Origin of the sequence: Gordonia sp. VNK1, assembly GCF_040049135.1 — a bacterium.
GTDB lineage: Bacteria > Actinomycetota > Actinomycetes > Mycobacteriales > Mycobacteriaceae > Gordonia > Gordonia oleivorans.
Map to the genome: position 1 here is coordinate 121958 of NZ_JBDZDJ010000011.1, position 25103 is coordinate 147060.

A 25103-nucleotide genomic window follows, 5' to 3' on the forward strand; every position below is an offset into this window, starting at 1 on the left:
CGGCGGGAACTCCCTGTCGGCGACCCGCCTTGCCGCGCGCGTCGGTGAGGCCTTGTCGGTCGAGGTATCGGTGCGAAGCGTGTTCGATTTCCCGTCGGTGCGTGAACTGACCGCCGCGCTCGCATCCGGCACGAGTCGGATCGCCCCGGTGGTGCCGGTGATCCCACGGCCGCAACGTATCCCGTTGTCTTTCGCGCAGCGGCGCATGTGGTACGTCAACCGAATCGATCCGTCGTCGGCCGCCTACAACATCCCGATGGTGCTTCGTCTGAGTGGTGACCTCGACGTCGACGCGCTGCACGCGGCGGTGCTGCATGTGGTGGCGCGGCACGAGGTGCTGCACACGACGTTCCCTGCCGTCGATGGTGAGCCGTATCAGAAGATTGCCCGGGCATCGTCGGTGGCCGCCCGATTGGACTGGGATGTCGTCGACTCCGAGTCCGGGATCGCCGAGGCGGCAGAAACCGGATTCGACGTGACCACACAGTGGCCGATCCGAATCCGCCTGTGGGAGCAGGCCTCCGACGAGCATGTGCTCGCGGTGGTGGCCCATCACATCGCCTTCGACGGTGAATCGATGAGTCCCTTCGTGACCGACCTGACCTCCGCCTACGCGGCCGAGGCGCAAGAGCGGGAACCGGAACTGGCTCCGCTGGGGGTCCAGTTCGCGGACTTCGCTCTCTGGCAACATGACGTACTCGGCGACGCCGACGATCCCGACTCGGTCTTCGGGCGTCAGCTCGCGTACTGGCAGCGCAGTCTCGCGGGTGTGCCGGACCTGGTGGAACTGCCCACCGACCGGCCACGTCCACCGGTGGCCAGTGGTCGCGGCGATCGTGCCGAGGTCGAGATCCCGGCCGAGGTCGTGCGGCAGATCGGCAGCCGCGCACAAGAATTCGGTGTCACCCCGTTCATGCTGGTACACGCGGCACTGGCCGCGATGATCTCGCGCCTGACCGCCGTCGACGACATCGCCGTCGGCACGCCGGTCGCCGGGCGAGGGCAACGGGTCCTCGATCCGCTGGTCGGGATGTTCGTCAACACCCTGGTTTTGCGCACCACCGTCGATCAGGGCGGCGCCTTTGCCGACCTGCTCGCGGAGGCGAAAGCCGTCGACGTCGAGGCGTTGTCCCACTCCGATGTGCCGTTTGAGGCCGTCGTCGACGCGGTGCGGCCAAGGAGGTCGGACGCCTTCGCGCCGTTCACGCAGGTGTGGCTCACCTTCGACCAGGCGTCGCTGCCTGATTTCGGCGGTTCTGATCTTGGTGGCTCGGATATCGGGGGACAAGTCGCCGGCCTGACGGTGTCACCGTTGTCCGCCGAGACCGTGCCCGCCCGAGTCGACCTCACCGTCGGCATCGCCCCGACACCGCAGGCCCCGACACCGCAGGCCCCGACACCGCAGGCATGGACCGTCTCGTTGCTCTATGCCACCGACCTGTTCGATCACGCCACCGTCGTGCAATTCGGTGACCACCTGGTCGACATCCTGACGGCCGTCGTGGCCGATCCCGGTATGGCGGTGGGAGATCTGCCGCTGGCCACGCGTGATCGTTCGGCGGCGGCGGAGCCGGCCGCCGCAGACGTGGCCGTCGGAGCAGGCGGATACCAGGTGGTGGATCCGCTCGAGGGCATCGCGACCGAACCCATCGCGGTGAGTGGTCCCACGGTGGCGCCACGGTTGCTGCGTGAACTGTTCGCCGATGCTGCCGCGAACTTCGGGTCCCGGCAGGCAGTGATCGATGCCGACGGCGAGATGCTCACCTACGCACAGCTCGACGAACGCTCGAACCGGTTGGCGCGCTGGCTGATCGGACATCGGATCGGCACCGAGTCGCTGGTCGCGCTCGCCATCGGCCGATCCGCCCGGCTGCTGACCGCCATCTGGGCGGTGGCCAAGACCGGCGGCGCCTACGTCCCCATCGACCCGGATTACCCGGCCGAGCGCGTGACGGCGATGGTCGAGGATTCCGGTGCGGTCCTGGGATTGACGGTGAGCGAGGCCGGTGACCTCCCCGCCACCGCCACGGGCTGGTTGCGGCTCGACGATCCGGCGATCGCCGCGGAGATCGAGGCGATGGACGGTGAACCCCTCACCGACGCCGAACGTCGTCTGCCCGATCGGGTGCACAACACCGCCTACGTCATCTTCACCTCGGGCTCGACCGGACGACCCAAGGGCGTGTCGGTCACCCACACCGGACTGGCCAACTTCGCCGCCGAGGAACGACGGCGATCCAGCGCCGACGAGTACGCACGCGTCCTCGGATTCGCGTCGCCGAGTTTCGATGCCTCCGTCCTGGAGTATCTGCTGGCCACCATCAGTGGTGGAGTGCTGATCTACCGTCCGAGCGGCGCGGTCGGCGGGCCGGAACTGCAGGACCACATGATGCGTCAGGCGGTCACCCACACCTTCCTGACACCGACCGTGCTGTCGACCCTGCAGTCGAGCGCATTACCGGCGCTGCGTGTGGTCTATGCCGGTGGCGAGGCCGTGCCACAGGGACTCAAGGACGACTGGTCGGCGATGCGCCGAATCCAGAACCTGTACGGTCCGACCGAGACGACCATCGGTGTGACCATCAGTGAACCGATGCAGATGGGTACGCCGGTCTACCTCGGCGGGCCGATCAACGGTGTCGGACTGCTGGTGCTCGACGGCCGCCTCAAGCCGGTCCCCCCGGGCGTGCCCGGCGAACTGTACGTCGTCGGCCACGCGATCTCCCGCGGATACCTTCACCATCCGGCGCTCACCGCCGCGCGTTTCGTCGCCAATCCCTATGGCATCCCCGGCGATCGGATGTATCGCACCGGAGATGTCGTCCGCCGGCGCACCGACGGCTCGGGACACCAGGTGCTCGAGTACTCGGGCCGCAGCGACGACCAGGTCAAGCTGCGCGGACTGCGCATCGAACTCGGCGAGATCGAGAGCGCGCTCACCTCACACCAGGCGGTGGACTCGGCCGTGGTGGTCGGTGTCGGCGGTTCGGTCGCGACGTCGCTGGCCGCCTACGTGGTCGGCGACACCGAGCGGATCGACATCGCCGAGCTGCGGGCGTTCCTCGCCGATCGGGTGCCCGCCCACATGGTGCCGTCGTCGATCGCTGTCCTCGATGCGCTGCCGCTCACGCCGGTGGGCAAACTCGACAAGGCGGCGCTGCCCGAACCGGTCGTCGAGGCGGGGGAGTACGTGCCCCCGGCCGACGACACCGAGGCCGCGGTCGCGGCGATCTTCGGCGAGGTGCTCGGGATGGCCGAGGTGTCGGTCACCGACTCCTTCTTCGATCTCGGCGGCAATTCGCTGTCGGCCACCAAAGTGGTTGCCCGGGTGAGTGATCGGCTCTCCACCACCGTCGCGGCGCGCGACCTCTTCGACGCGCCCACCGTGCGGCGGTTGGTGCGGGCGGTCGCTGGTCGTGGCGTCGACGATCGTGAACCACTCGTCGTCGGGCCGCGACCCGAGCGCATCCCGCTGTCCTTTGCACAGCAGCGGATGTGGTTCATCAATCAGTTCGACACCACCTCGCCCGCCTACAACGTCCCGGTCGGCCTGTGGGTGACCGGCGCCCTCGACACCGACGCACTGCGCGCCGCCGTCGGCGATGTGCTGGACCGTCACGAGATCCTGCGCACCGTCTTCCCGGCGGCGGGCAACGACCCGGCAGACGACGACAGCGCAGCGCCGTATCAGCGTGTGCTCGGGGTCGGCGAGGCAATGGATCGGCTCGACTGGGCGGCCGGCGCCGACGTCGACGCGGTGCGTGCCGCCGCGACCGAGGGGTTCGACGTCACCGCCGACCTACCGATCCGGGTTCGCGTCGCGCACCGCACCCCCGACGAACACCTCCTCGTGCTGGTGACCCACCACATCGCATCCGACGCCGAGTCGGCGCCGATCCTCGCGCGAGATCTGATCACCGCGTATGAGGCCCGGGCGGCGGGGCGCACGCCGCGGTGGGTTCGGCTCGATGTGCAGTACGCCGACTTCGCGTTGTGGCAGCGGCGGATTCTGGGATCGATCGACGATCCGACGTCACGTCTGTCGGCACAACTCGATCATTGGCGCGACGAACTCGCCGATCTCCCCGAGGTGCTCGCGCTTCCGGCGGACCGTCGACGTCCGGTGGTCTTCGATCCGACGGCGGGGACCGTCGACTTCACCTTCGATGCGGAGATGCTCGGGTCGATCGCGAATCTCGCACAGGAGGTCGGCGGCACCCGCTTCATGGTGGTGCATGCCGCGGTGGCGGCCGCATTGTCGCGGCTGTGCGCCACCGACGACGTGGCGCTCGGCACAGCGGTGGCCGGCCGTGGTGATGCCGCGCTCGACGAGATGGTCGGCATGTTCGTCAACACGGTGGTCCTGCGCACCGTCCTCGATCCGGCCGAACGGGTGCGCGACCTGCTGACACGTGTTCGTGATCGAGATCTCGACGCCTTCGCCCATGCCGATGTGCCGTTCGATCAGGTCGTCGAGGCGTTGGCGCCGCGGCGTTCGACCGCCCACGCACCGCTGTTCCAGGTGGGTTTCAACTACCTCGTCGGCGCCGACATCGGCGACACCGCTCAGGAGTCACTCGGCGCGCTGGGCATCGCATTCGAGGAATCGGCCGCCCCGGCGACCAAATTCGACATGTCGTTCTCCTTCGTCGAATCGGCGCTCGCCGACGGCGCCGAGACGGCCGAGTTGCGCGGTGAGATCCAGTACGCCACAACCCTGTTCGACACCTCAACGGTCGAGCGGTTCATCGGGGTGCTGCGGGCGGTCGTCGCAGCGATGGTGGCCGACCCGGATCGGCTCGTCGGAGACATCGACATCGTCGACCCGGACACCCGGAACCGGCTGGTGCCGGCGACGTCCCGGCGATATCCCGACGTGACGGCCGCGACCCTCATCGAGATGCTCGACGCCCGCGATCTCGACGCCGATCGTCCGGCCGTCATCGAAGGCGACGAGGTGATCTCCCACCGCGAGTTCGAGGAGCGGACCAATCGGCTGGCGCGTGAGTTGATCGCCCGCGGTGTGGGTCCGGAGGTTCCTGTCGCCGTCGGGATCTCACGGTCAATGGAGTCCGTCGTCGCGGTTTGGTCGGTACTCAAGGCGGGCGGGGCGTACCTGCCGGTGGACCCGCGTCACCCGGCCGAGCGGATCGCGCACATGCTCACCGACTCGGGGGTTGGCGTCGGTGTGACCCGGGCCGCCGACCGAGCCGCCTTCGACGACGTATCCTCCACCGAATGGGTGGTCCTCGACGAGCGGGGCACCGACGAGCAGGGCACCGACGAGCAGGGCCCCGACGAGCAGGGCACCCGGGCGCGAACGGCCATGCACCCGGCCGCGGCCATCGACGCCGCCGAGCGGCGTGGACCGGTGACGCTCGACTCGCTGGCCTATTTGATCTACACCTCCGGGTCGACCGGCCGCCCCAAGGCCGTTGCGGTGTCACACCGCGGCGTGGCCGACCTGGTCGCCGAACAACGAGCCCTCAGTGGCCTGGGCGGGTCCGCCGAGGACCTACGCGTGCTCCACGTGGCATCGCCGAGCTTCGATGCGGCGTTCTTCGAGATGATCTGGGCGATCGGTCTCGGCGGCACCTTGGTGGTCTCACCCGCAGAGGTCTACGGCGGAGACGACCTGACGCAGGTCATCCGGGCCGGCGCGGTGACCGACATGGTGATCACGCCGTCGGTGCTCGCGACGCTCGATCCGGATCGGTTGCCGACGCTGCGGCACCTGACCACCGCCGGCGAGGCCTGCCCGCCCGAACTGGTGGATCGCTGGGCCCCGAGAGTGGCGATGTCCAATCTGTACGGCCCGTCGGAGACCACGGTGTGGGCCACTGTCGCAACGATGGGGGTCGATCGGCCGGTCACCATCGGCCGGCCGGTGCACGGATTCTCCGCCGTCGTACTCGACAACCGGCTGAATCCGGTGCCGGTCGGCGTGGTCGGCGAGCTCTACCTGATGGCCGACGGCCTGGCGCGCGGGTATCTGGGTCGTTCTGCGCTCACCGCGGAGCGGTTCGTCGCCGCACCGTTCGGGCGGCCCGGTACGCGGATGTACCGGACCGGCGACCTCGTGCGCTGGACCCCGGGTGCCGAACTCGACTACGTCGGACGTTCGGATTTCCAGGTCAAGGTCAACGGGCAGCGTGTGGAGCTCGGCGAGATCGACGCCGCGCTGGTTGCCGATCCCGCTGTGGCGCAAGCCTTCACCCTGGGTGTGCCGGGGCCGCGGGGCAACATGCGGCTGGTGGCCTACGTCGTCGGCGCGAGTGCCGATCTCGACGTCGCCGCGCTACGCGAGCGGGTGGCGGGAGGTCTCGCCGAGTACATGGTGCCCTCGGCGATCGTCGCCCTCGACGCCATCCCGCTCACCCCGACCGGAAAACTCGACCGGGCCGCGCTCCCGCAGCCGACGCTGTCCGACGACGAGGGTCACCACGCTCCGTCGACCCCGACCGAACAGGTCATCGCCGACGTCTTCGCCATGGTGCTCGGACAGAAGCGGGTGTCGGTCACGCAATCGTTCTTCGAACTCGGTGGCGACAGCATCATGTCGATCCAGCTGTCCTCGCTGCTGCGTGCGGCGGGGCTGTCGGTGTCGCCGCGGGAGATCTTCGTCCACCGCACGGTCCGCGGCCTGGCCGCGGTCGCGCGGGCCGATCGGGGCGAGTCCCTGGCCGAGCTGACCGGCGGCGCGGTGGGGCCTGTCCAGACGCCGCCGATGGCGCACTGGTTGCTCGAACATGCCACCACGCCAGGCGATCTCGATGATTTCTCACAGTCGGCGGTGCTGGTGCTGCCCACGACGATCGACGCCGGTGACCTGACCGAGGTGATCACAGCCGTCGTCGAGCACCATGCGATGCTCTCGGCGACCATGCGCGTCGACGACACCGGCACACCCGAACTGATCGCCGGCACCCCGTTCGATGCGACCCGCTGCGTCCACACCGTCGAGGCGGCCGGCGCGCCCGGTTCGGCGGAGTTCACCGAGGCGATCACCACGGCACATGCGCAGGCGCTGACGCGTCTCGACCCGTCGTCGGGTGTGATGACACAGTTCGTCGCGGTGGTTCCGGCAAAACATTTTGCGCCCGAACATGATGCGCCGGGACGGCTCATCGCTGTGGTGCATCACCTCGCCGTCGACGCCGTGTCGTGGCAGGCCATCATCACCGATCTCGCCACCGCGTGGGCGCAGCGCGCGGCCGCCGCACCCATCGAGCTGCGACCGGTCGGCACCTCATATCGACGCTGGGCCGCCGTACTCGGTGAGCTCGCCGCCGGGGATCACCGATTCTGGGAACGACAACTGCCGATCGACGGGGCCGGTATCGGACGCCCGTTCGACGGTGAGCGCGACCGGCTGTCCACAGTGTGCAGCCACGCCGTCGATCTGGACGAGTCGCTCACCGAGGCGCTCCTGACCCGTGTCGCAACGGCTTTCGCCACCTCCGTCGACGATGTCCTGCTGGGCGCGCTGACGGCCGCTCTCGGTCAACTCGGCGGCGACCGGATCTCGGTGCTGCTCGAGGGACACGGCCGCGAGGAGGAACTCGCACCCGGAGCCGACCTGGCACGAACGGTGGGGTGGTTCACCTCCATCGCGCCGCTGACCGTCGAGGTCGCCGACGTCGCGATCGACGACCCGGACACCCTTCTGTCAATGGTCAAGACGGTCAAGGAGATCCGCCGCGCCATGCCGGACGGCGGGCTGTCCTTCGGGCCCGCGCGCTACCTCGATCCGTCCTCGCCCCTGCGGTCGCGACCGCTGCCGGCCGTCGGCTTCAACTACCTCGGCAACGTCGGTACCGGTGGTGCCGGTGGCGAGGTAGCGCAGGAGTCGACGCCCACCCCGTTCACCCCTGCGCCTGAGCGATATGAGCTCCCGGCGTCGGTGTCGGGGGCATTGGTGGCGCCGGCGTCGTTGTCGGTCAACGCCGCCGTCGCGGTGATCGATGGTCGCCGCACCCTGCACGCCGATTTCTCCTTCCCCGCAGCGGTTCTCGCGGAGTCGGAGGTGGCCGGGATCGCGCAGCGGTGGACCGCAGCGCTGGGCGCGATCGTCGATCACCTCGACGCCGGCGCCCGACCGGGCCGTACCCCATCGGATGTTCTCGCCCCCGGTGTGACCCAGATCGATGTCGACGAGATCGATGCGGTGCACCCGGAGGCGCAGATCTGGCCCCTCTCGCCGCTGCAGAACGGTCTGTACTTCCAGGCCGAACTGGCCGCGGCCGATCACCTGCCGGACGTGTACATCACCCAGGCGACCATCGGTCTGCGCGGCGCGGTGGACCCGGACCGGATGCGGGCGGCGGCCGATGCGGTGATGGCGCGTCACGCGATCCTGCGATCGGGGTACCGGCGCACCTCGGCGGGCACCGTGGTGGCCGTGGTGCCCCCGGTGGTCGCCGCGGAGTTCTCCACAGTCGACCTCCGGGAGGTTGCCGAGCAGGAGCGGGACGAGCGCCGCGCCGCGCTCGCCGACGAACTGCGCCTGCGGCGGTTCGACATGTCGCGGCCCGGGCTGATCCGGTTCACCCTCGTCATCGAGGGCGATCGGCGACACAGCCTCATCATCACCAACCACCACATCCTGTTGGACGGGTGGTCGGGCCCCCTGCTGATCACCGATCTGCTGACGATGTATCTGACCGGCGCCGACACGGATCCGACCGGCACCTCCATGACGGCCGAGCGTGGGGACGTGCCCGACTATGATGCCTTCCTGCGCTGGCTGGGCCGGACCGACCCCGATGCCGGGCTTGCCGCCTGGCGGGAATGCCTACGGTCAATCGACGGTCCCACCCTGGTGGCGCCGGTGACCGAGACGGCATCGCAGCGACCACTGCCGCAGGATCTGGTCGTCGAATTGGACGGCTCGACCACCGCGGCGCTCGCCGAACTGTCCCGGACGCACGGCGTGACGATGTCGACCGTGGTGCAGGGCGCGTGGGCGATCCTGTTGTCGCGGATGACCGGTCAATCGACCGTGGTCTTCGGTGAGACCGTCTCCGGGCGGCCCGCCGACCTCGACGGTGCAGCCGCCATCGTCGGGCTGTTCATCAACACCATCCCGGTCGTGGCGACGGTGGACTCGGACATGACGATCGGTGGTGTACTCGCCGAACTGCACCGGTCCAAGACCGCCGTTCTCGACCATCATCACCTCGGCTTGGCCGACATCGCGGCCACGGTGGGGGAGAGCGTCCTCTTCGACACCCTCACCGTCTACGAGTCCTACCCGGTGGACACCTCCGCCGCGGCCGAACTGACCGCCGACGGCGGGCTCACGGTGAGCGCGGCATCCGGTCGTGATGCCACGCACTACCCACTGAATCTGGCCACCTCCCCGACGCCGGACGGGCTCACGCTGTCACTCAAGTACCTGCCGGATGTCTTCGACGAGGCGACCGTGTCGGCATTCTCCTCGGCACTGGTGCATCTGCTCGAGACGATGGCGGCAGAACCCGGACGCCTACTGCGCACCGTCGGTCTGCTCGATGCGCGGGCCGCCGCGGGCCGGCTCACCCGACGCGGACCCGAACCCGAGGACACCCTCACGCTGCCCGAGATGCTGCAGCGGTCGGCGGCGGCACATCCGGAATCCACCGCGGTGATCTGGGGAGATCGCACGCTGCGGTATCGGGAACTCGACGAGCAGAGCAATGCGCTCGCGCGGCTGTTGCTCTCGCATGGCGTCGGGCCGGAAGAGGCTGTGCTGGCGGCATTTCCGCGCTCCGATCTGGCGCAGGTGGTGCTCTGGGCGGTGGTCAAGACCGGAGCCGTCTTCACCCCCGTCGACCCCAAGTACCCCAGCGATCGTGTGCGCATGGTGGTCGAGGACAGCGGCGCGCGCCTCGGATTGGTCGACGCATCCGCCCGGTCGGAGATGCCCGACGGCGCGGAATGGCTGGGCGTCGACCATTCGTTCCTCGAATCCGTTGTCGCGCAATGGTCCACCGCACCGATCTCCGACCTCGAACGGGGCCACGGGATCCGGCCGGACAACGCGGCGTACATGATCTTCACCTCGGGATCGACCGGACGGCCCAAGGGCGTGATGGTCACCCACAGCGGTCTGCGCAACGTCGCCACCGGGCTGCGTGACGAGCATCGGTCGAACTCGTCGAGCCGGTGGCTGGGGGTCAGTTCCCCGGCGTTCGACGCCTCGATGATGGAGGTCCTCGGTGCCTACGTCGAGGGCGGCACGATGGTCGTGGCGCCGGCCGACACCTACGGTGGACCGGAACTGGCCCGATTCATCCGCGAACACGATGTGACACACGCATTCCTGGTGCCCAGCGTTGCCGCGTCGATGCCGACCTTCGGTGACGGAGCTCTGGCCGACCTGCTATTGGGTGGTGAAGCCGTCCCGGCGAGCGAGATCGCACGATGGACGGCCGCGGACTCCTCACGGGCCCTCTACAACGTCTACGGTCCGACGGAGACGACGATCATCGCGGTGACCTCCGCTGCGATGCGCGGTCAACCGATCACCATCGGCGACGCCCTGCCCGGCGTGCACACCCTCATCCTCGATCAGTGGTTGCGGCCGGTGCCCACCGGAGTCGCCGGCGAACTGTATCTCGCCGGGCCGGCACTGGCCCGGGGCTACGCACACCACGGTGGGCTGACCGCCGAGCGATTCGTCGCCGATCCCTACGACGCGCCCGGATCGCGGATGTACCGCACCGGTGATCTGGTGCGCTGGCGCTCCGACGACACCATCGAGTATCTCGGTCGATCGGACTTCCAGGTCAAGGTGCGCGGACTGCGCATCGAGATGGGTGAGATCGAATCGGCGCTGCGGCGCGTCGACGGGGTGGCCGCGGCCGTGGTCACCGCCGTCGAACGCCCGGCCGGAACGGCGCTGGCCGCCTACGTGGTCCCCGCCGAGGGGGCCCGGCCCGACCGGCGGACGATCCTGGCCGATCTCGGCCGGCTGCTACCCGCCTACATGGTGCCGGCGAGTCTGACGATCCTGGACCGGATGCCGCTGGGTCCCATCGGCAAGCTCGATCGTCGGGCCCTGCCGGAGCCCGAGTTCACCGCGACCGAGACCGTCGCGCCGAGGACTCCGGCCGAGAAGGCGATCGCCGCGGTGTTCGGCGAGGTCCTCGGGATCGCCGAGGTGTCGGTGATCGAGTCCTTCTTCGACATGGGTGGCAACTCGTTGTCGGCGACGCGGGTGGTCGGCCGGCTCGGCGACCTCGTCGGCGACCGCGTCGGTGTGCGGACGCTGTTCGACCACCCGACGGTGGAGTCGCTCGCCGGCCATCTCGATCACACGCGAACACGTCCGTCGGCCCCGATCGTCGTCGGGCGGCGGCCCGATCGTGTGCCCTTGTCACTGGCGCAGCAGCGGATGTGGTTCATCAACCAACTCGATCCCGCCTCGTCGGCGTACAACATCCCGACGGTCCTGCGGCTGACGGGTGATCTGGACGTCGAGGCCCTGCGCGCGGCGCTCGACGACGTGATCACCCGGCACGAGGTCCTGCGCACCATCTATCCGGCGACATCCGGCGACCCGGCACAGCAGATCATCGATGCGCGGACCGCCGCCGACGATCTCGATTGGGCGGTGGTCGGTGATCTCGATTCCGTCGTCGCCTCGGCCACCGACGGGTTCGACGTGACCACCGATCTGCCGGTGCGGGTGCGATTGCTCGACGAGTCACCATCGGGCGACGAGCCGCGCCACCTGCTGTCGGTCGTCGTGCATCACATCGCCGCCGACGGCGAGTCGATGGCGCCGCTGGTGCGCGATCTGATCGTCGCCTACGACGCACGACACGCAGGACGTCGGCCGGACTGGCAACCGCTGCCGCTGCAGTTCGCCGACGTCGCCGTGTGGCAACGCGAGATGTTCGGTGCGGCAGACGATCCCACGTCGCTCCTGCACCGCCAACTCCGGTACTGGGCGGATCAGCTCGCCGGCCTCCCCGACGTGGTGGCGCTGCCCGCCGATCGCATTCGCCCCGCGGTGGCCTCCCACATCGGCGACAACGTCGACTTCGAGATCCCCGCCGACACCGCTCGACGGATCACCGAGGTGGCGCGGACGTTCGGGGTCACACCGTTCATGGTCGTGCATGCGGGGTTGGCGGCCCTCGTGGCGCGGCTGTCGGACACCGACGACATCGCGATCGGCACACCGGTTGCCGGGCGGGGCCGGCCCGAATTCGACGACCTCGTCGGCATGTTCGTCAACACGTTGGTGCTGCGTACCCGGGTCGAGCAACAGTTGTCGTTCGCCGACCTCGTCGCACAGGTGAGAGCTGTTGATCTGGAAGCGTTCTCGCATTCCGAGGTCCCGTTCGAGTCGATCGTCGACGAGCTCAATCCCACTCGCTCGCAGGCGTTTGCGCCGTTGACGCAGATCATGTTGACCTTCGAACAAGCCGCGATGCCCGAACTCGCGGGCGGCGACCTGCCCGCCGATGAGGTCGCCGACCTGCGGGTGACGCCGCTACCGCCGATCGAGTATCCGGCGAAGCTGGATCTGACGGTCGGAGTGAGTGTGGCCGAAGCAGATTCGCCGTGGCGAGGTTCCCTCATCTACGCCACCGACCTGTTCGACGAATCGACCGTGGTGACCTTCGCCCGGCGCCTGGTCGCGATGATCGACACCCTGACCCGCGATCCGCAGGCGGCGATCGGTGACATACCGATCTACATCGACGGCGAGATCGACCAGGTCGTGGCGGCGTCGGTGGGCGCACGGGTCGAGGTCGAGCCGGTGACACTGACCGATCGTGTCGACCGGCAGATCGCGGCCACGCCCGACGCGGTGGCGCTGGTGTTCGGCGAGACCGAGATGACCTACGGGGAGTTCGGTACCCGGGTGACCGCGCTGGCGCGAGCGTTGATCGATCGGGGAGTGGGCGCCGAAACGGCTGTCGGCGTGGCGATTCCGCGTTCTGTCGAGCTTCTGGTGGCGGTGCATGCGGTGGTTGCCGCCGGTGGTCACTATGTGCCGGTCGACACCGACGCACCGGTCGAACGCGTCCGCTACATGCTCGAGACCGCCGACGTCGAACTGGTGATCGTGGCGGCCGAAACCTGCGCAGACTCTGTAGCGACCGCGGGCGTCGAGGTGTATCCGATCGAGTGCACGGGCCCCGTTCCGCAGGGCCCGGCATCGCCGATCTCCGACGCCGACCGACCGCAGACCTTGCGCCCGGACTCGGCGGCCTACACCTTGTTCACGTCGGGATCCACCGGACGCCCCAAGGGAGTGACGGTCTCGCATCACGCGATCGTCAATCGACTCGAATGGATGCAGTCGAGGTTCCCGTTGACCGGTGACGATGTGGTGCTGCAGAAGACGCCGGTGACCTTCGACGTCTCGGTGTGGGAGTTGTTCTGGCCGTTGATGGTCGGTGCCCGTCTGGTCATCGCCCGTCCCGACGGCCACCGGGATCCGCGGTATCTGGTCGCTGTGATGTCCGAACAGGCGGTGTCCACGGTGCACTTCGTTCCGTCGATGCTCTCGGCGTTCGTCGATGTCGTCGGCGCCGAGGCGATGGCCGGGTTGACGTCGCTACGGCAGGTGTTCACCTCCGGTGAGGCGTTGGGATCGTCGGTGTCCCGGTCGGCGCTGAGCACGCTGCCGAACGCCGCCGTGCACAACCTGTACGGCCCGACAGAGGCGGCGGTCGATGTGACCCACCACGAGGTGCGCGCGAGCGACAAGGCGGTCCCGATCGGAGTGCCGATCTGGAACACCACCACCTACGTGCTCGACCGGCGCCTGCGTCCGGTGCCCGTCGGCGTGGTCGGGGAACTCTATCTGGGTGGCGTGCAGATCGCCCGCGGATACGCCGCGCGCGCGGATCTGACCGCCGACCGATTTGTCGCGAACCCGTTCGGCGCACACCCGTTCGGCAACCCCGGCGAACGCCTCTACCGCACCGGTGACCTGGTTCGCTGGAACCGCGCCGGGGAGTTGGAGTACCTCGGTCGCGGCGACTTCCAGGTGAAGCTGCGCGGACAGCGGATCGAGCTCGGGGAGATCGAGGCCGCGCTGGCCGCCGCGCCGGGGGTCGTGCACGCCGCGGCGACGGTCGTCGACCTCCGGGGCGATCAGCGCCTCGTCGGCTACGTCAGTGGTGGCGATCCCCGGGCCGGTCTCGCATCGGTGGATCTGAATGCCGTCAAAGAGTTTGTGGCACACCGATTGCCGAAGTACATGTGCCCGTCGACGTGGATGGTGGTCGACACCATGCCGCTCAGCACCGCGGGCAAGATCGATCGCAGCCGACTGCCGTCGCCGGTGTTCGAGGCGGCCGAGTACGTGGCGCCGTCGGGTGAGACCGAGACGCTGGTGGCCCAGACCGTCGCGTCGGTACTCGGCACGGATCGGGTCGGCGCGACGGAATCGTTCTTCGACCTGGGTGGCAATTCGCTGTCGGCGGTCCGCGTGATCGCGGCCATTCGGGAAGTGACCGGCCGCGACATCGAACTGGCGTGGTTGTTCGCCGATCCGACCGTGCGGGGCCTGGCCCAACGGCTGGCCGCAGGCCCGCAGATGGAATCGGCATCGGCTGACATCGTCATCGGGTTGCGCGCCGAGGGGCGGGGAGCACCGCTGTTCTGTATTCACCCGGCGGGCGGATTGGCGTGGCTCTACGGCGGACTCGCGACCCATCTGCCCGGACGTCCCATCTACGGGGTGCAGGACCCGCATGTCGTGGCCGGCGAGACCGCGGCATCGTCGATCACCGAGATGGCGCGACGATACGTCGAGGAGATCCGGTCGATTCGTGGCGAGGGTCCTTATCACCTCCTGGGGTGGTCCCTCGGTGGGGTGATCGCACACGAGATGGCGGTCATCCTGGAAGCCGAGGGGGCCGAGGTCGGTGTGGTGGCATTGATGGACGCGATGGTCAGTTCGCAGATCACCGACGACATGGCGTCCAACGCCCCGGATGCGGCCGACCTTCTCGGCGCCTGGCGGGTGCTGTTCGATCTCGACCCCGCGCCGACCGAGGGATCCGGGGACCGTGACGTGCGCTCCGACGACATCGCCGCGCTGATACGCGAGCAACTGGGCGCGTCGGGTCTGGTCGGCGACGACCAGATCGACCGGATCATGGACAGTTTCCGGCTGTCGGAGGCCGTCATGGCCGAGCATCGACCGCGAGTATTCGGTGGTGACCTCACGGTCTTCACCGCGACCGCCGACAAGGCGGAACCGGCGATGATCTCCGACAGTTGGCGACCACTGGCGGCCGAGGTCACCAACGTCGACGTCGACACCGCTCACCTGGGCATGGCCGGCGCCTCGGCCCTCGCGGTGATCGGTCCGCGCCTGTCGGTCGCCCTCGACGACGCCGAGGACGACATGTAGCCCGTTCGGCGGGGCGGGTGTGGATCGCGGCGCCACCGGCCCACTAGCCTGTAGTGATCGCGGCTTGACGACACGACACAAATGGCGGATCACCGATTCGGCGACCGCCGATTCGACAAGAAACCAGAGAGGGCATCCGGCGATGACCAATCCTTTTGACGACGAGAACGGCCGTTTCTTCGTGCTGGTGAACGACGAGAACCAGCATTCGCTGTGGCCCACGTTCGCCGACATCCCGGCCGGCTGGACCAAGGTGTTCGGTGAGGACAGCCGGGCGGCGTGCCTGGAATACGTCGAGCAGAACTGGACGGATCTGCGCCCGCAGAGTCTGATCGACGCGATGGAGGCCGATCAGGCGGCCCGCGACGGCAGCTGATCGGGTCACATAGCGGTCACCATTTCACATCAGCCCCAGTGATCACATTGGATTACAGGGGCATCGGCTATACCGTGATTACTGGACGGATTGCCACGATTGGGTGTGTACTTCCTCACAATGTGGCCCGTCCGGTTATCACTTGGTTGTGAGCCGGTGGATTCTTGGCTGGCAGGTGGCCGTCGATTGACGGGGAGGTTGGTCGACATGGAACTCGCACACGGTGGGGAGCAGCGTATGTATGACGTGATGAATGACGTGCGGGCGCGTGCCCAGGTGACGCCGTCGCTCCCGGCGGTGCGATACGCCGGGCAGATGGTCACCTACGGTGACCTCGACCGCGCGATCGACACCTACTCCGAGGTGATGCGCCGGCATGGCATGTCGATGGAGGCGGCCTTCTATGCCGCGATCCTGCATTCCATTCCGGCGCTCGCCGAGGTCACCGATGCCGATGCCCAAGGGCGTGCGCTCGATCAGGTGGTCCAGTGGCTCAGCCGTCATATCGCCGCGACCGGTCAGGATCTGCGCGCGGTCGGTTGATCCGGGCCGTCACTCAGAGCAGGGCGCCGATGGTCAGGACCAGTGCCAGGATCGGTATCCCGATCACCGCGCTGCCGGTACCTAGCACGATCCCGGTGATTGCACGTCCGTTGCCGCGCGCCAGGGGTTCTCGTCGGACCTGTCGCACCCCGACGACCCCGAGGATGACGGCGAGCACACCGAGGACGCCGCCGATGCCCAGCAGTAGCACGAGCGGTACCGACACCAGGCCGCCGATCAGTGCGGCATTGGCCCACCCCGATGTGTGCGGATAGCGCACCTCTTCATGGCCGCCCCGGATGTGGGTGGATGCCCAGTCGTCGGCCGTCCAGTACTCGGCTGTCCAATACTCCCCCACGGCCGGTAGCGGTCCCTCGTCGCGCGGACTGCGCAGCGGAAATCGGGTGATCGGCGCGACGGGCTCGATCACTGGTACCGGTGCGGCCTCCACAATCGGTGCGGCTTCCACGATCGGTGCGACATCGTCATTGTGCTGCGGCCACCGGACGTGCCGATCCGTCGCGGTCGGCGCGATCGGATGCGTGGGCTGATCGGTGCGCACGGCCGCTCCTGTCGGTGTTGCTGGACTGCTGGGTTTGATGGCGGCCATGCTACCGACGAAAAAACACCTGCGCCGCGCCGGAAGGTCTCCGGTGCGGCGCAGGTGTTGCCGAGGTGCGCCGGCGATCAGCCGCCGTGCTGGCCCATCATCGAGGTGAGTTGGGTGACCGCGGATCCGGCCAGCTTCCAGGTGCCGTCGACCTTGACGAACGCCAGGGTGATGTCGACCGGCTGCGGGGCGTGCGGGCTGGCGACCGAGACGGTGGCCGCGGCCTTGTCGGTGCCGTCGGCCGACACCGACTTCACGGTGTAGACCTCGGGTCCGTAGCCGGCCGCGGAAGCGCCCTTGGTGTAGGCCTGCAGGGCGGGCTTGGTCACCGGGCTCGACACGTCCACCACGGCGTCGAGGTCGTCGCTGGAGGTGTTGGGATCGAGCGCCTTGCGCAGGATCACCTGGGCCTGTGCGGCGTCGAGATCGGCCGGCGCGGGTGCGGCGGATTCGCTGGTGCTCTCCGCGACGCTGCTCGCAGCCGTCGACGTCGCGGATGATGAACTGTCGTCGCTCGAGCATGCGGCGACGGTGAAGACGGCGGCGCCGGCCAGCACGGCCGCGGCGACGGACTTCCGAAGGTTCATGTGAGTAACTCCCATTCGAGGATCGGGTAAGCACACACTAACCCACCGAGGTGGAGGCGCCTATGGACCTTCGGCGCTCCGAGGTGGAAGTCCGCGGAATTATCCGGACCGCAGTCCGGTTAGTCTGGGTGAATCTCGATTCGCCACCATTCCAGGAGGTAGGACATGCAGTTCGGACTCTTCAGCGTCAGCGACATCACCGTCGACCCCACCACCGGTATCGCGCCCACCGAACACGAGCGCATCAAGGCCATCGTCGAGATCGCCAAGAAGGCGCAGGACATCGGCCTCGACGTGTTCGCGCTCGGCGAGCACCACAACCCGCCGTTCTTCTCGTCCTCGCCGACCACCACGCTGGCCTACATCGCCGCGCAGACCTCGACGTTGAACCTGTCGACCGCGACCACGCTGATCACCACGAACGATCCGGTGAAGATCGCCGAGGACTTCGCGATGCTCCAACATCTCGCCGACGGCCGCGTCGACCTGATGCTCGGCCGCGGCAACACCGGCCCGGTGTACCCGTGGTTCGGCCAGGACATCCGTCAGGGCATTCCCCTCGCGATCGAGAACTATCACCTGCTGCATCGGCTCTGGACCGAGGACGTCGTCGACTGGGAGGGCAAGTTCCGCACGCCGCTGCAATCGTTCACCTCGACGCCGCGTCCCCTCGACGACGTCGCGCCCTTCGTGTGGCACGGATCGATCCGCAGCCCGGAGATCGCCGAGCAGGCCGCCTATTACGGTGACGGTTTCTTCGCCAACAACATCTTCTGGCCCAAGGACCACTTCCAGCGATTGATCAACTTCTACCGCGAGCGCTACGAGCACTACGGACACGGCAAGGCCGACCAGGCGATCGTCGGTCTCGGCGGACAGTTCTTCATCCGCAAGAACTCTCAGGACGCGATCAACGAGTTCCGGCCCTACTTCGACAACGCGCCGGTCTACGGACACGGCCCGTCGCTGGAGGATTTCAGCCGCGAAACCCCGCTCACCGTGGGCAGCCCGGCCGAATTCGTGGATCGCACACTGTCCTTCCGCGAGACCTTCGGCGACTATCAGCGTCAGCTGTTCCTCGTCGACCACGCCGGTCTGCCGCTCAAGACGGTGCTCGAGCAGCTCGACGAACTCGGCGCGGTGCTGCCGGAACTGCGCAAGGGCTTCGCCGAGGGGCGGCCGGCCGAGGTTCCCGACGCGCCCACCCACGCATCGCTGGTGGCCGCGCGAGACGCCGCTGATGTTGCAGCGGAACAGGATACGACGGTGAACGCATGATCCGCCTGGTCGCGGTGAACGCCGGCCTGAGCGAGCCGTCGTCGACGAGGATGCTCGTCGACCGGCTCGCCGCCGCCACCACCGCGGTGCTCGGCGACGATCGGGTCGATGTGCAGATCATCGACCTTCGCGATCTCGCGGTCGACCTGGGCCGGTCGATGGCCCCAGGCTTCGCCACCGGCGCCGCGCGCGACGCCATCGCATCGGTTCAGGACGCCGACGCCCTGATCGTGGCCACACCGGTGTTCAACGCGTCGTATTCCGGTCTGTTCAAGACCTTCTTCGACCTCGTCGACGTCCACGCGATGAACGGAAAACCGGTACTCATCGCGGCCACCGGCGGCAGTCCGCGGCATTCGATGGTGCTCGACCACGCCCTGCGTCCGCTGTTCGGTTACCTGCGGATGGTGGTCATTCCGACGGGAGTCTATGCGGCAGCGCAGGATTGGGCCGGAGGGTCCGGTGACACCGCGACACTGGGCGACCGGATCGATCGTGCGGCCCGCGAACTCGCGGCACTGCTGGGTACCGGCGATCGGCCCACGAGGTCGGCGCCCACCGGCACCGAGGCATCTCCGGCGGCGACCACCGCCGAGGCGTCGGGCATCGCGAACTTCGCGCGACTTCTCAACGGGGTCTGAGCGGATCGGTCACTCACGTGCGCGCCCGGGAGTGTTCTCCCGGGCGCGCAACCGTGTTCCGGGCAGCGCCGGGGCGGGCAGATGTTGGACGTCGCCGACGTAACCCCGCACCTGGCCGAAGCGTTCGGAGTGTTCCATCCACTGCTCGCGGAACGCCACGATGTCGTCGTGGGTGCGGCCGATGAAGTTCCACCACATGATGATGTCCTCGTCGAGCGGTTCGCCGCCGAGCAGCACAATGCGGGCGGTCTCATTGCCGACATTGACCAGTGTGATCGCCTCGGCGCCGAGGCCGATGTAACCGAGTTCGGTGCGCCGCAACGGTTCTGCGGTCGAGTCGGCGATCTCGACGACGCCGGAGTCGACGAGGACGCCGTGCTCGAAGTCGTGGCGCACGTCGAGGGTGATCCGTGCCCCCGGTGGGATGTGCAGTTCGGCACCGAGCAATGGGGTGAAGGTGCGCACCGGTGAACTGCTACCCATCACCTCGCCCAGGAAGACCAGCGCGCTGACCTCGCCGACGGTCACCAGCGGTGGTTCGTAGTGCGCGAAATCCCTTGTGGTGTCCCGGGCCTCGTCCGGTAGCGCGATCCACAACTGCACGCCATGCAGCACCGTGGTGTCGGGGGTGCTGACCTCGGTGTGTGCGATCCCGTGACCGGCGGTCATCAGGTTCAGCTCGCCCGGCCGCACCATCGCATGATTGCCCATGGTGTCGCGATGCTCGATCTCCCCGGTGAAAAGCCAACTCGCGGTTTGCAATCCGGTGTGCGGGTGCGGTGGGACGTTCATCCCGCCGGTGCTCGAGACATCGTCGGGCCCGTAATGATCGGCGAAACACCAGGCGCCGATCAGTGATCGGTCACGCTGGGGCAGGGTGCGATGCACGGTCATCGCCCGTGGGCCGCCGAGCGGGACGTCGCGGGCGGTGAGCACCTCCACCCGCAGCGCACCGGACGGGGATCGGGCGTCGTCACCGATGGTCCGGCATTCGACTTCCGCCGGCTGGGTTTCCATGTTGCTCACGGGCTACCGCCTTGGACTGGGGCTGGTGGACTGCGAGCCAGTCTACGTACTCACCGGACAGCGCCGTCGGGTCACACGGTCTCGGCGTCGTCGAAGGTCATCGCGAGGCTGCGGACCGAGGTCGACATCAGTGCGTGCCGGGACAGCTTCAGTGTGCGCAGCTCGTCGGCGATCGGATGATCGCCGAGCTCGAGGAGCGCGCCGCCGACCCGGGTGCGGGTTCCGGTGATCGACCGCAGCCGCCACGGCGTGCTGCGCAGCACGCCGTCGAGCTGGGAGTAGGCGTGCAGGGTCGCCTCCACCGACGAGCCCGGCATCGGCAGGCCCGGTTTGACGGTGAGGTCGGCGATCAGGGCCCCGTCGGCGCTGACGCGGCCGTGGCGGGTCGCCGAGTCGTGGTCGACGTCGAAGTCCGCGAGGGTCTTGGGGAAACCCCAGATGCCGCGTCCGGCGGCCAGGGTGAAGTCGCCGTCGACGGGGAGGTGATGGATGAGGGCCCGGGCGTCCCCGGCGAACAGCGAGCGCAGCGCGGCGACGGGCGACGGGGCGGGCGCGGCGGGATCGCTCACCAGGAAACACACCCCGAACTCGTTGTACGGTCCGAGGTCGCCGTCGATGTATTCGACGAACACCAGCATGCACATCCCGCGATCGCGGCGGATCCGCAGCGGGGTGAGTCGGCGATCTCCGGGGCCCGAACCGTCGATGGCCCGCTGCATGGCGGTGACGTCGGCGGAGAATCCGCCGACGAAACAGCGTGCGGTCCGGATCTCGACGGGCATCGTGACCGTCTCGCCGAGGACCTGATGCCGGGTAGGGGTGGACATGCGAACTCCCGCCGTATGGTTTCTAGAACGTGTTCTATTTTGCCGGACGGACCGCCCCGGTGTCCCCTTTTTCGGCGTCCCGGCGTACGCCCGTTCGGATGAAAAACCCGCGGTGGACACCCACGCCTGAGGGCCGATGTCCGATTCTCGTGATACGACACGTCACGCAGCGCAGGGATCGGGAAGGGGGTCACAATGCCCGGCGGAACTCTTCGGGTCGGCATGGTCGACGATCACCGATCCCCGATCTGGGGGATCGAACGTGTCCTCGAGCCCGAACCCGACATCGAACTCGTGCGGGCCGCCGCCACCGTCGACGAACTGCTGGCCGCCGACGTCGAACTCGATCTGGTGCTGCTCGATCTGCGTCTCGACGACGGCACCACCCCGCGGGAGAACGTCAACCGGCTGCGCGACGCGGGCATCGGTGCGGTGGTCTACACCTCCGGTGAGCATCCGGCGTTGCTCCGGTCGGCCGCCCGGGCCGGCGCCCTGGGCGTGGTCCTGAAATCGGCGTCCGAGGACGAGATCCGGGAGGCGCTGCGTGCGGCCGGGCAGGGCCGGGCCGTGCTCACCACCGAGTGGGCCGCCGCGATCGACGGCGACCCCGAACTCGCCGCGGTCGACCTCAGCCCGCAACTGCAGCGGGTGCTGGCGTTGTACGCCTCGGGTGAGACCTCGGCCGGCGTCGGTGCCGCGCTCGGGGTGAGCGCGGAGACCGTCAACGAGTACCTCAAGCGGATCCGGCAGAAATATGCCGACGCCGGTCGCCCCACCCGCACCAAGATCGACCTGTACAAACGGGCCATCGAGGACGGGTGGCTGCCGATGCCGCGCCGCGGCGACGACCCGCCCGACCCATGACCGCGATGGGGCCCCGGGAAGCCCGCATTCAACGACTCATGGCCCGGTTCGTGGGCGGCGGATTCCTCGCCTACCTGCTGGTCTCCGCCGTCGAGTTCGCGCCGACGTCGACGTTCGTCGCGGCCTGGTTCACCCCGGTGGCCGCCGTCGCCGCGTTTCTCCCCGGCATCACGATCTTCGCCTACAGCTTCGTTTCCGAGGTCAGGCCACGAGTCCTCGTCGCACTCTCGGTGCTCACCTCGGTGGGCTACGTCGGTGCCTGCGCGCTGTGGTTGATCGCCTGGAACGGGGTGGCCAGCGGCGCGGACCGGGTGACCTGGCTGATGAGTTTCGGCGGACTGCCCAGTCTGGCCATCGTGCTCGTCCGCCCGCTGTGGGTCGGCGTGATCCATCTGGTGATCTGCATCTGTGCCTCGACGATCGTCACCAATCTCGGCCGTCATGGTGCGTTGGGCGCCTCGACGATCACCGAGGTCATCTGGGGTGTCGCCTACAGTTCGATCTTCCTGTTCGCCGCCGCCATGATCCGGCGCACCGGCCAAACCCTCGACCAGACCCGCGCCACCGCACTGCGGGTCACCTCGGCGACCGCCGCCGCCACCGCGCGTGACGTCGAGCGGGCCCGGTTCGACGCGCTGGTGCACGACCACGTGATCGCCACCCTGCTGGCGGCGGAGTCCGGCGACGCCGACGGACGACTGGCCGGTCAGGCCCGGTTCGCGCTGTCCGAACTCGACTCGCTGGCGGCGGTCGGTCCGCACCGTCCGGTGACCCGCGACGAGGCCGCGGCCCGTCTGCGGGTGAGCGTGTCCTCGGTGTCCGAGGACGTCGGTGTGCACCTCACCAGGATCGGGGGTGCCGACACCGACCGGGGACCGTCCGACTATCCGGCCGAGGTGATCGCGGCGGTCGGGGAGGCGATCGCCGAGGCCGTGCGCAACGCATCCCGCCACGCCGGCCCGGACGCCGAATGTGTGGTCGTCATCGAGCTCGGTCCGGATTCGCTGCAGGCGGCCGTCATCGACGACGGACGGGGGTTCGACATCGGCGCGGTGCCCCCGGAACGGCTCGGGATCGAGGTGAGCATCCGACTGCGGATGGACTCGATCCCCGGCGGCGGGTCCCGTATCCGCAGTGAGGCGGGCGCGGGCACCACGGTCCAGCTGTGGTGGCGGCGGTCATGAAAGCCGCAGTGCGCGTTCTGCTCCGGCAACGCCCACGCAACGACGCGTCGACGATCATCGGGCTGCAGTCGCGCTGGGTGTACGCGGTGATCGCGTGGTTCGTCGGTGCCTGCCTGATCACCGCCGGATTCGGCGCCGGCGGGGTGCGGTCCTGGCCGCTGTTCCTCGTGGTCCTGTTGCTCGTGCTCACCGGGGTCGGGGCGCTGATCCTCGCGCCCGGCGACCCGATGGGTCACACCGCGACGGCCATCACCGCGACGATGGTGGCGGTGGCCCCAGCGCTCGCCACGGTGGCGTGCGACCCGCCGCCGGCCGTCGCGTTCGGGACCGTCGGCGGCTGTGTCTCGGCGACCTGCGCCTTCATGTGTGTGCGGGGGCGCGTCGTGGCCGCCTGGTGCGCGTTCGGTGCATCGGTGCTCGGTTCGGTGGGAGCGGCGTGGCCCGAGGCGACACCGTGGTTGGGTGCCCAGATCGGCAGTGTCGCCGTGCTGCTGATGGCCACGCTGTTCGCCGCGATCATTCGTCCCGCGGCACGCGAGATCTATGCGTTGCGGGCGCAGACCGTGCGCGAGGCGAGTGCGGCGGCGTCGGTGGCGGCGGCGACGGCCGAGCGCGACGGTCAGTTCGCGCGGCTCGACGAACAGGCCAGGCAGTTGCTCGAGACGATCGCCACCGGGGCGACGCTGACGCCCGCGCAACGATTCCGGTGCCGCCTCGTCGAGGCCCGGTTGCGCGACGGTATCCGCGCCCGCGCCCTCGACACACCCGCGGTGGTCGACGCGGTGTGGGCGGCGCGGGAACGTGGCGCCACGGTGACCCTGCTCGACGATGCCGGCCCGGCATCCGCCCAGCCGGGTGTCCCGGCCGAATCGTCACGTGACCCGGTGCTCGCGGAGATGCACGCCCGATTGATCGCCCTGCTGGCCGACGCCGTGGCCGGGACCTCGATCACCGCGCGGGTTCATCCGGTCGGCCGCGATCCGGTGGGCACGATTGTCGTCCGGACGGCGGACGGACAGCATCGCGTCGACTTCGGCGCGGTGGTCGACGACGGTGCCGTGGAGAAACTTCCTGGTCAGCGCGATCCGCAGATCTGAGAGGTCCCCGAAAAGGGGGAAAGTGCTTGCAAACGGAAGGATCGTCCCCCAAGTTGGGACTATTCGGTATCTGAGCGGAGCCTTAAGATCTGCTGTGACGACCTGAATGATGTGCGCTCGGCACCACACCTCGTGACCGCCGCGGCCACCCGACAAGTGAGGAACCACGGTGACGACCGCGCATTCTGATTTCCCCGCCCCGACGACCCGAACCGCGACCGCGAGCGCGCAGCCCGCACCGGCGCGGCAGGTCCCCGGCCGATTCGGACCGAGCCACCCCGCAGCGGGTCAGCCCGCACCGGTTCCGCCAGGACGGATGACGCCGGGACAGGTCCGACCCGGACACCGCCCGCCCGCACCGGTGACGCGCATCGCCGACTACCGGCCCACGCATCCCCGGCCGGTCGGTCCGGGCGCTCCGATGCGTCCGGCGCCCGCCACCCCGGTCGTCGAGACCCCGTCGGTGCGTCGGCCGTCCCTGTCGCCCCGCGAGGTCGAGGTGCTGCTGGCCTGGCTGCGGGCCGAGTCCAAAGAGGAAGCGGCCGAACATCTGTTCATCGCCGCCTCGACGGTCAGCACGCACCTGGCCCGCATCCGCGCGAAGTACTCCGGCGTGGGACGCCCCGCGCCGACCAAGACGCATCTGCTGGCCCGCGCACTTCAGGACGGGATCACCCGGCTCGAGGACTGGTGAGTGCGAGGC

13 protein-coding genes (1 of these 13 cut by a window edge) are annotated in these 25103 nt (G+C 68.7%); 9 read left to right on the top strand and 4 right to left on the bottom strand.

Features of this window, described 5'->3' with window-relative positions; translation table 11 throughout:
- The 3 genes from ABLE94_RS15265 to ABLE94_RS15275 all read left to right on the top strand — a co-directional run.
- Positions 1–15367: the 3' end of a non-ribosomal peptide synthase/polyketide synthase gene (locus tag ABLE94_RS15265; RefSeq protein WP_348809162.1), read on the top strand. It extends 19310 nt beyond the left edge of the window; only the last 15367 of its 34677 coding nucleotides appear in the window; its start codon lies off the left edge, out of view; it ends in the stop codon at positions 15365–15367.
- Positions 15368–15509: 142 nt separating this feature from the next.
- Positions 15510–15743: an MbtH family protein gene (locus ABLE94_RS15270; protein WP_348805542.1), complete on the top strand. Its 234-nt coding sequence runs from the start codon at positions 15510–15512 to the stop codon at positions 15741–15743.
- A gap of 207 nt (positions 15744–15950) precedes the next feature.
- Positions 15951–16286: a hypothetical protein gene (locus tag ABLE94_RS15275; RefSeq protein ID WP_348809163.1), complete on the top strand. Its 336-nt coding sequence runs from the start codon at positions 15951–15953 to the stop codon at positions 16284–16286.
- 13 nt (positions 16287–16299) lie between these two features.
- On the opposite strand, the gene ABLE94_RS15280 is transcribed toward ABLE94_RS15275, so the two are convergent.
- Positions 16300–16848 carry a DUF4190 domain-containing protein gene (locus tag ABLE94_RS15280; protein WP_348809164.1) on the bottom strand — a complete coding sequence of 183 codons (549 nt, stop codon included), beginning with the start codon at positions 16846–16848 and terminating at the stop codon, positions 16300–16302.
- A 125-nt stretch (positions 16849–16973) separates the two neighbouring features.
- A complete protein-coding gene (locus ABLE94_RS15285) occupies positions 16974–17483 on the bottom strand; it encodes an MTB12 C-terminal domain-containing protein (RefSeq protein WP_348809165.1) in 510 nt (169 codons plus the stop codon).
- A gap of 165 nt (positions 17484–17648) precedes the next feature.
- Between ABLE94_RS15285 and ABLE94_RS15290 the strand changes: the two genes are divergently transcribed.
- Together ABLE94_RS15290 and ABLE94_RS15295 are read left to right on the top strand one after the other, a co-directional pair.
- Positions 17649–18761 (top strand): LLM class flavin-dependent oxidoreductase, encoded by a 1113-nt coding sequence (locus ABLE94_RS15290; RefSeq protein ID WP_348805538.1) that lies wholly within the window; start codon positions 17649–17651, stop codon positions 18759–18761.
- The gene (locus tag ABLE94_RS15295; protein ID WP_348809166.1) at positions 18758–19402 is read left to right on the top strand and encodes a CE1759 family FMN reductase; all 645 of its coding nucleotides are present in this window, start codon (positions 18758–18760) and stop codon (positions 19400–19402) included. Before ABLE94_RS15290 ends, ABLE94_RS15295 begins: the two co-directional genes overlap by 4 nt.
- A gap of 9 nt (positions 19403–19411) precedes the next feature.
- On the opposite strand, the gene ABLE94_RS15300 is transcribed toward ABLE94_RS15295, so the two are convergent.
- Both ABLE94_RS15300 and ABLE94_RS15305 read right to left on the bottom strand, forming a co-directional pair.
- On the bottom strand, positions 19412–20428 hold the full coding sequence (locus tag ABLE94_RS15300; RefSeq protein ID WP_348805536.1) for a pirin family protein: 1017 nt from the start codon (positions 20426–20428) through the stop codon (positions 19412–19414).
- Between the two features lie 71 nt (positions 20429–20499).
- Positions 20500–21255, bottom strand: coding sequence for an acetoacetate decarboxylase family protein (locus tag ABLE94_RS15305; protein ID WP_348805535.1), 756 nt, complete (start codon positions 21253–21255; stop codon positions 20500–20502).
- Positions 21256–21450: 195 nt separating this feature from the next.
- Here ABLE94_RS15305 and ABLE94_RS15310 point away from each other — a divergent pair, with 195 nt between their 5' ends.
- The 4 genes from ABLE94_RS15310 to ABLE94_RS15325 all read left to right on the top strand — a co-directional run bounded on the left by ABLE94_RS15310 (position 21451) and on the right by ABLE94_RS15325 (position 25094).
- Positions 21451–22119: a LuxR C-terminal-related transcriptional regulator gene (locus ABLE94_RS15310; RefSeq protein WP_348805534.1), complete on the top strand. Its 669-nt coding sequence runs from the start codon at positions 21451–21453 to the stop codon at positions 22117–22119.
- 38 nt (positions 22120–22157) lie between these two features.
- Positions 22158–23303 (top strand): sensor histidine kinase, encoded by a 1146-nt coding sequence (locus tag ABLE94_RS15315; RefSeq protein ID WP_348805533.1) that lies wholly within the window; start codon positions 22158–22160, stop codon positions 23301–23303.
- Positions 23300–24400 carry a DUF8320 family protein gene (locus ABLE94_RS15320; protein WP_348809167.1) on the top strand — a complete coding sequence of 367 codons (1101 nt, stop codon included), beginning with the start codon at positions 23300–23302 and terminating at the stop codon, positions 24398–24400. The genes ABLE94_RS15315 and ABLE94_RS15320 overlap by 4 nt, the downstream gene beginning before the upstream one ends.
- Before the next feature lie 316 nt (positions 24401–24716).
- Complete coding sequence (locus tag ABLE94_RS15325; protein ID WP_348809188.1) at positions 24717–25094, top strand: response regulator transcription factor; 378 nt, start codon at positions 24717–24719, stop codon at positions 25092–25094.
- The last annotated feature ends 9 nt before the right edge of the window (positions 25095–25103 follow it).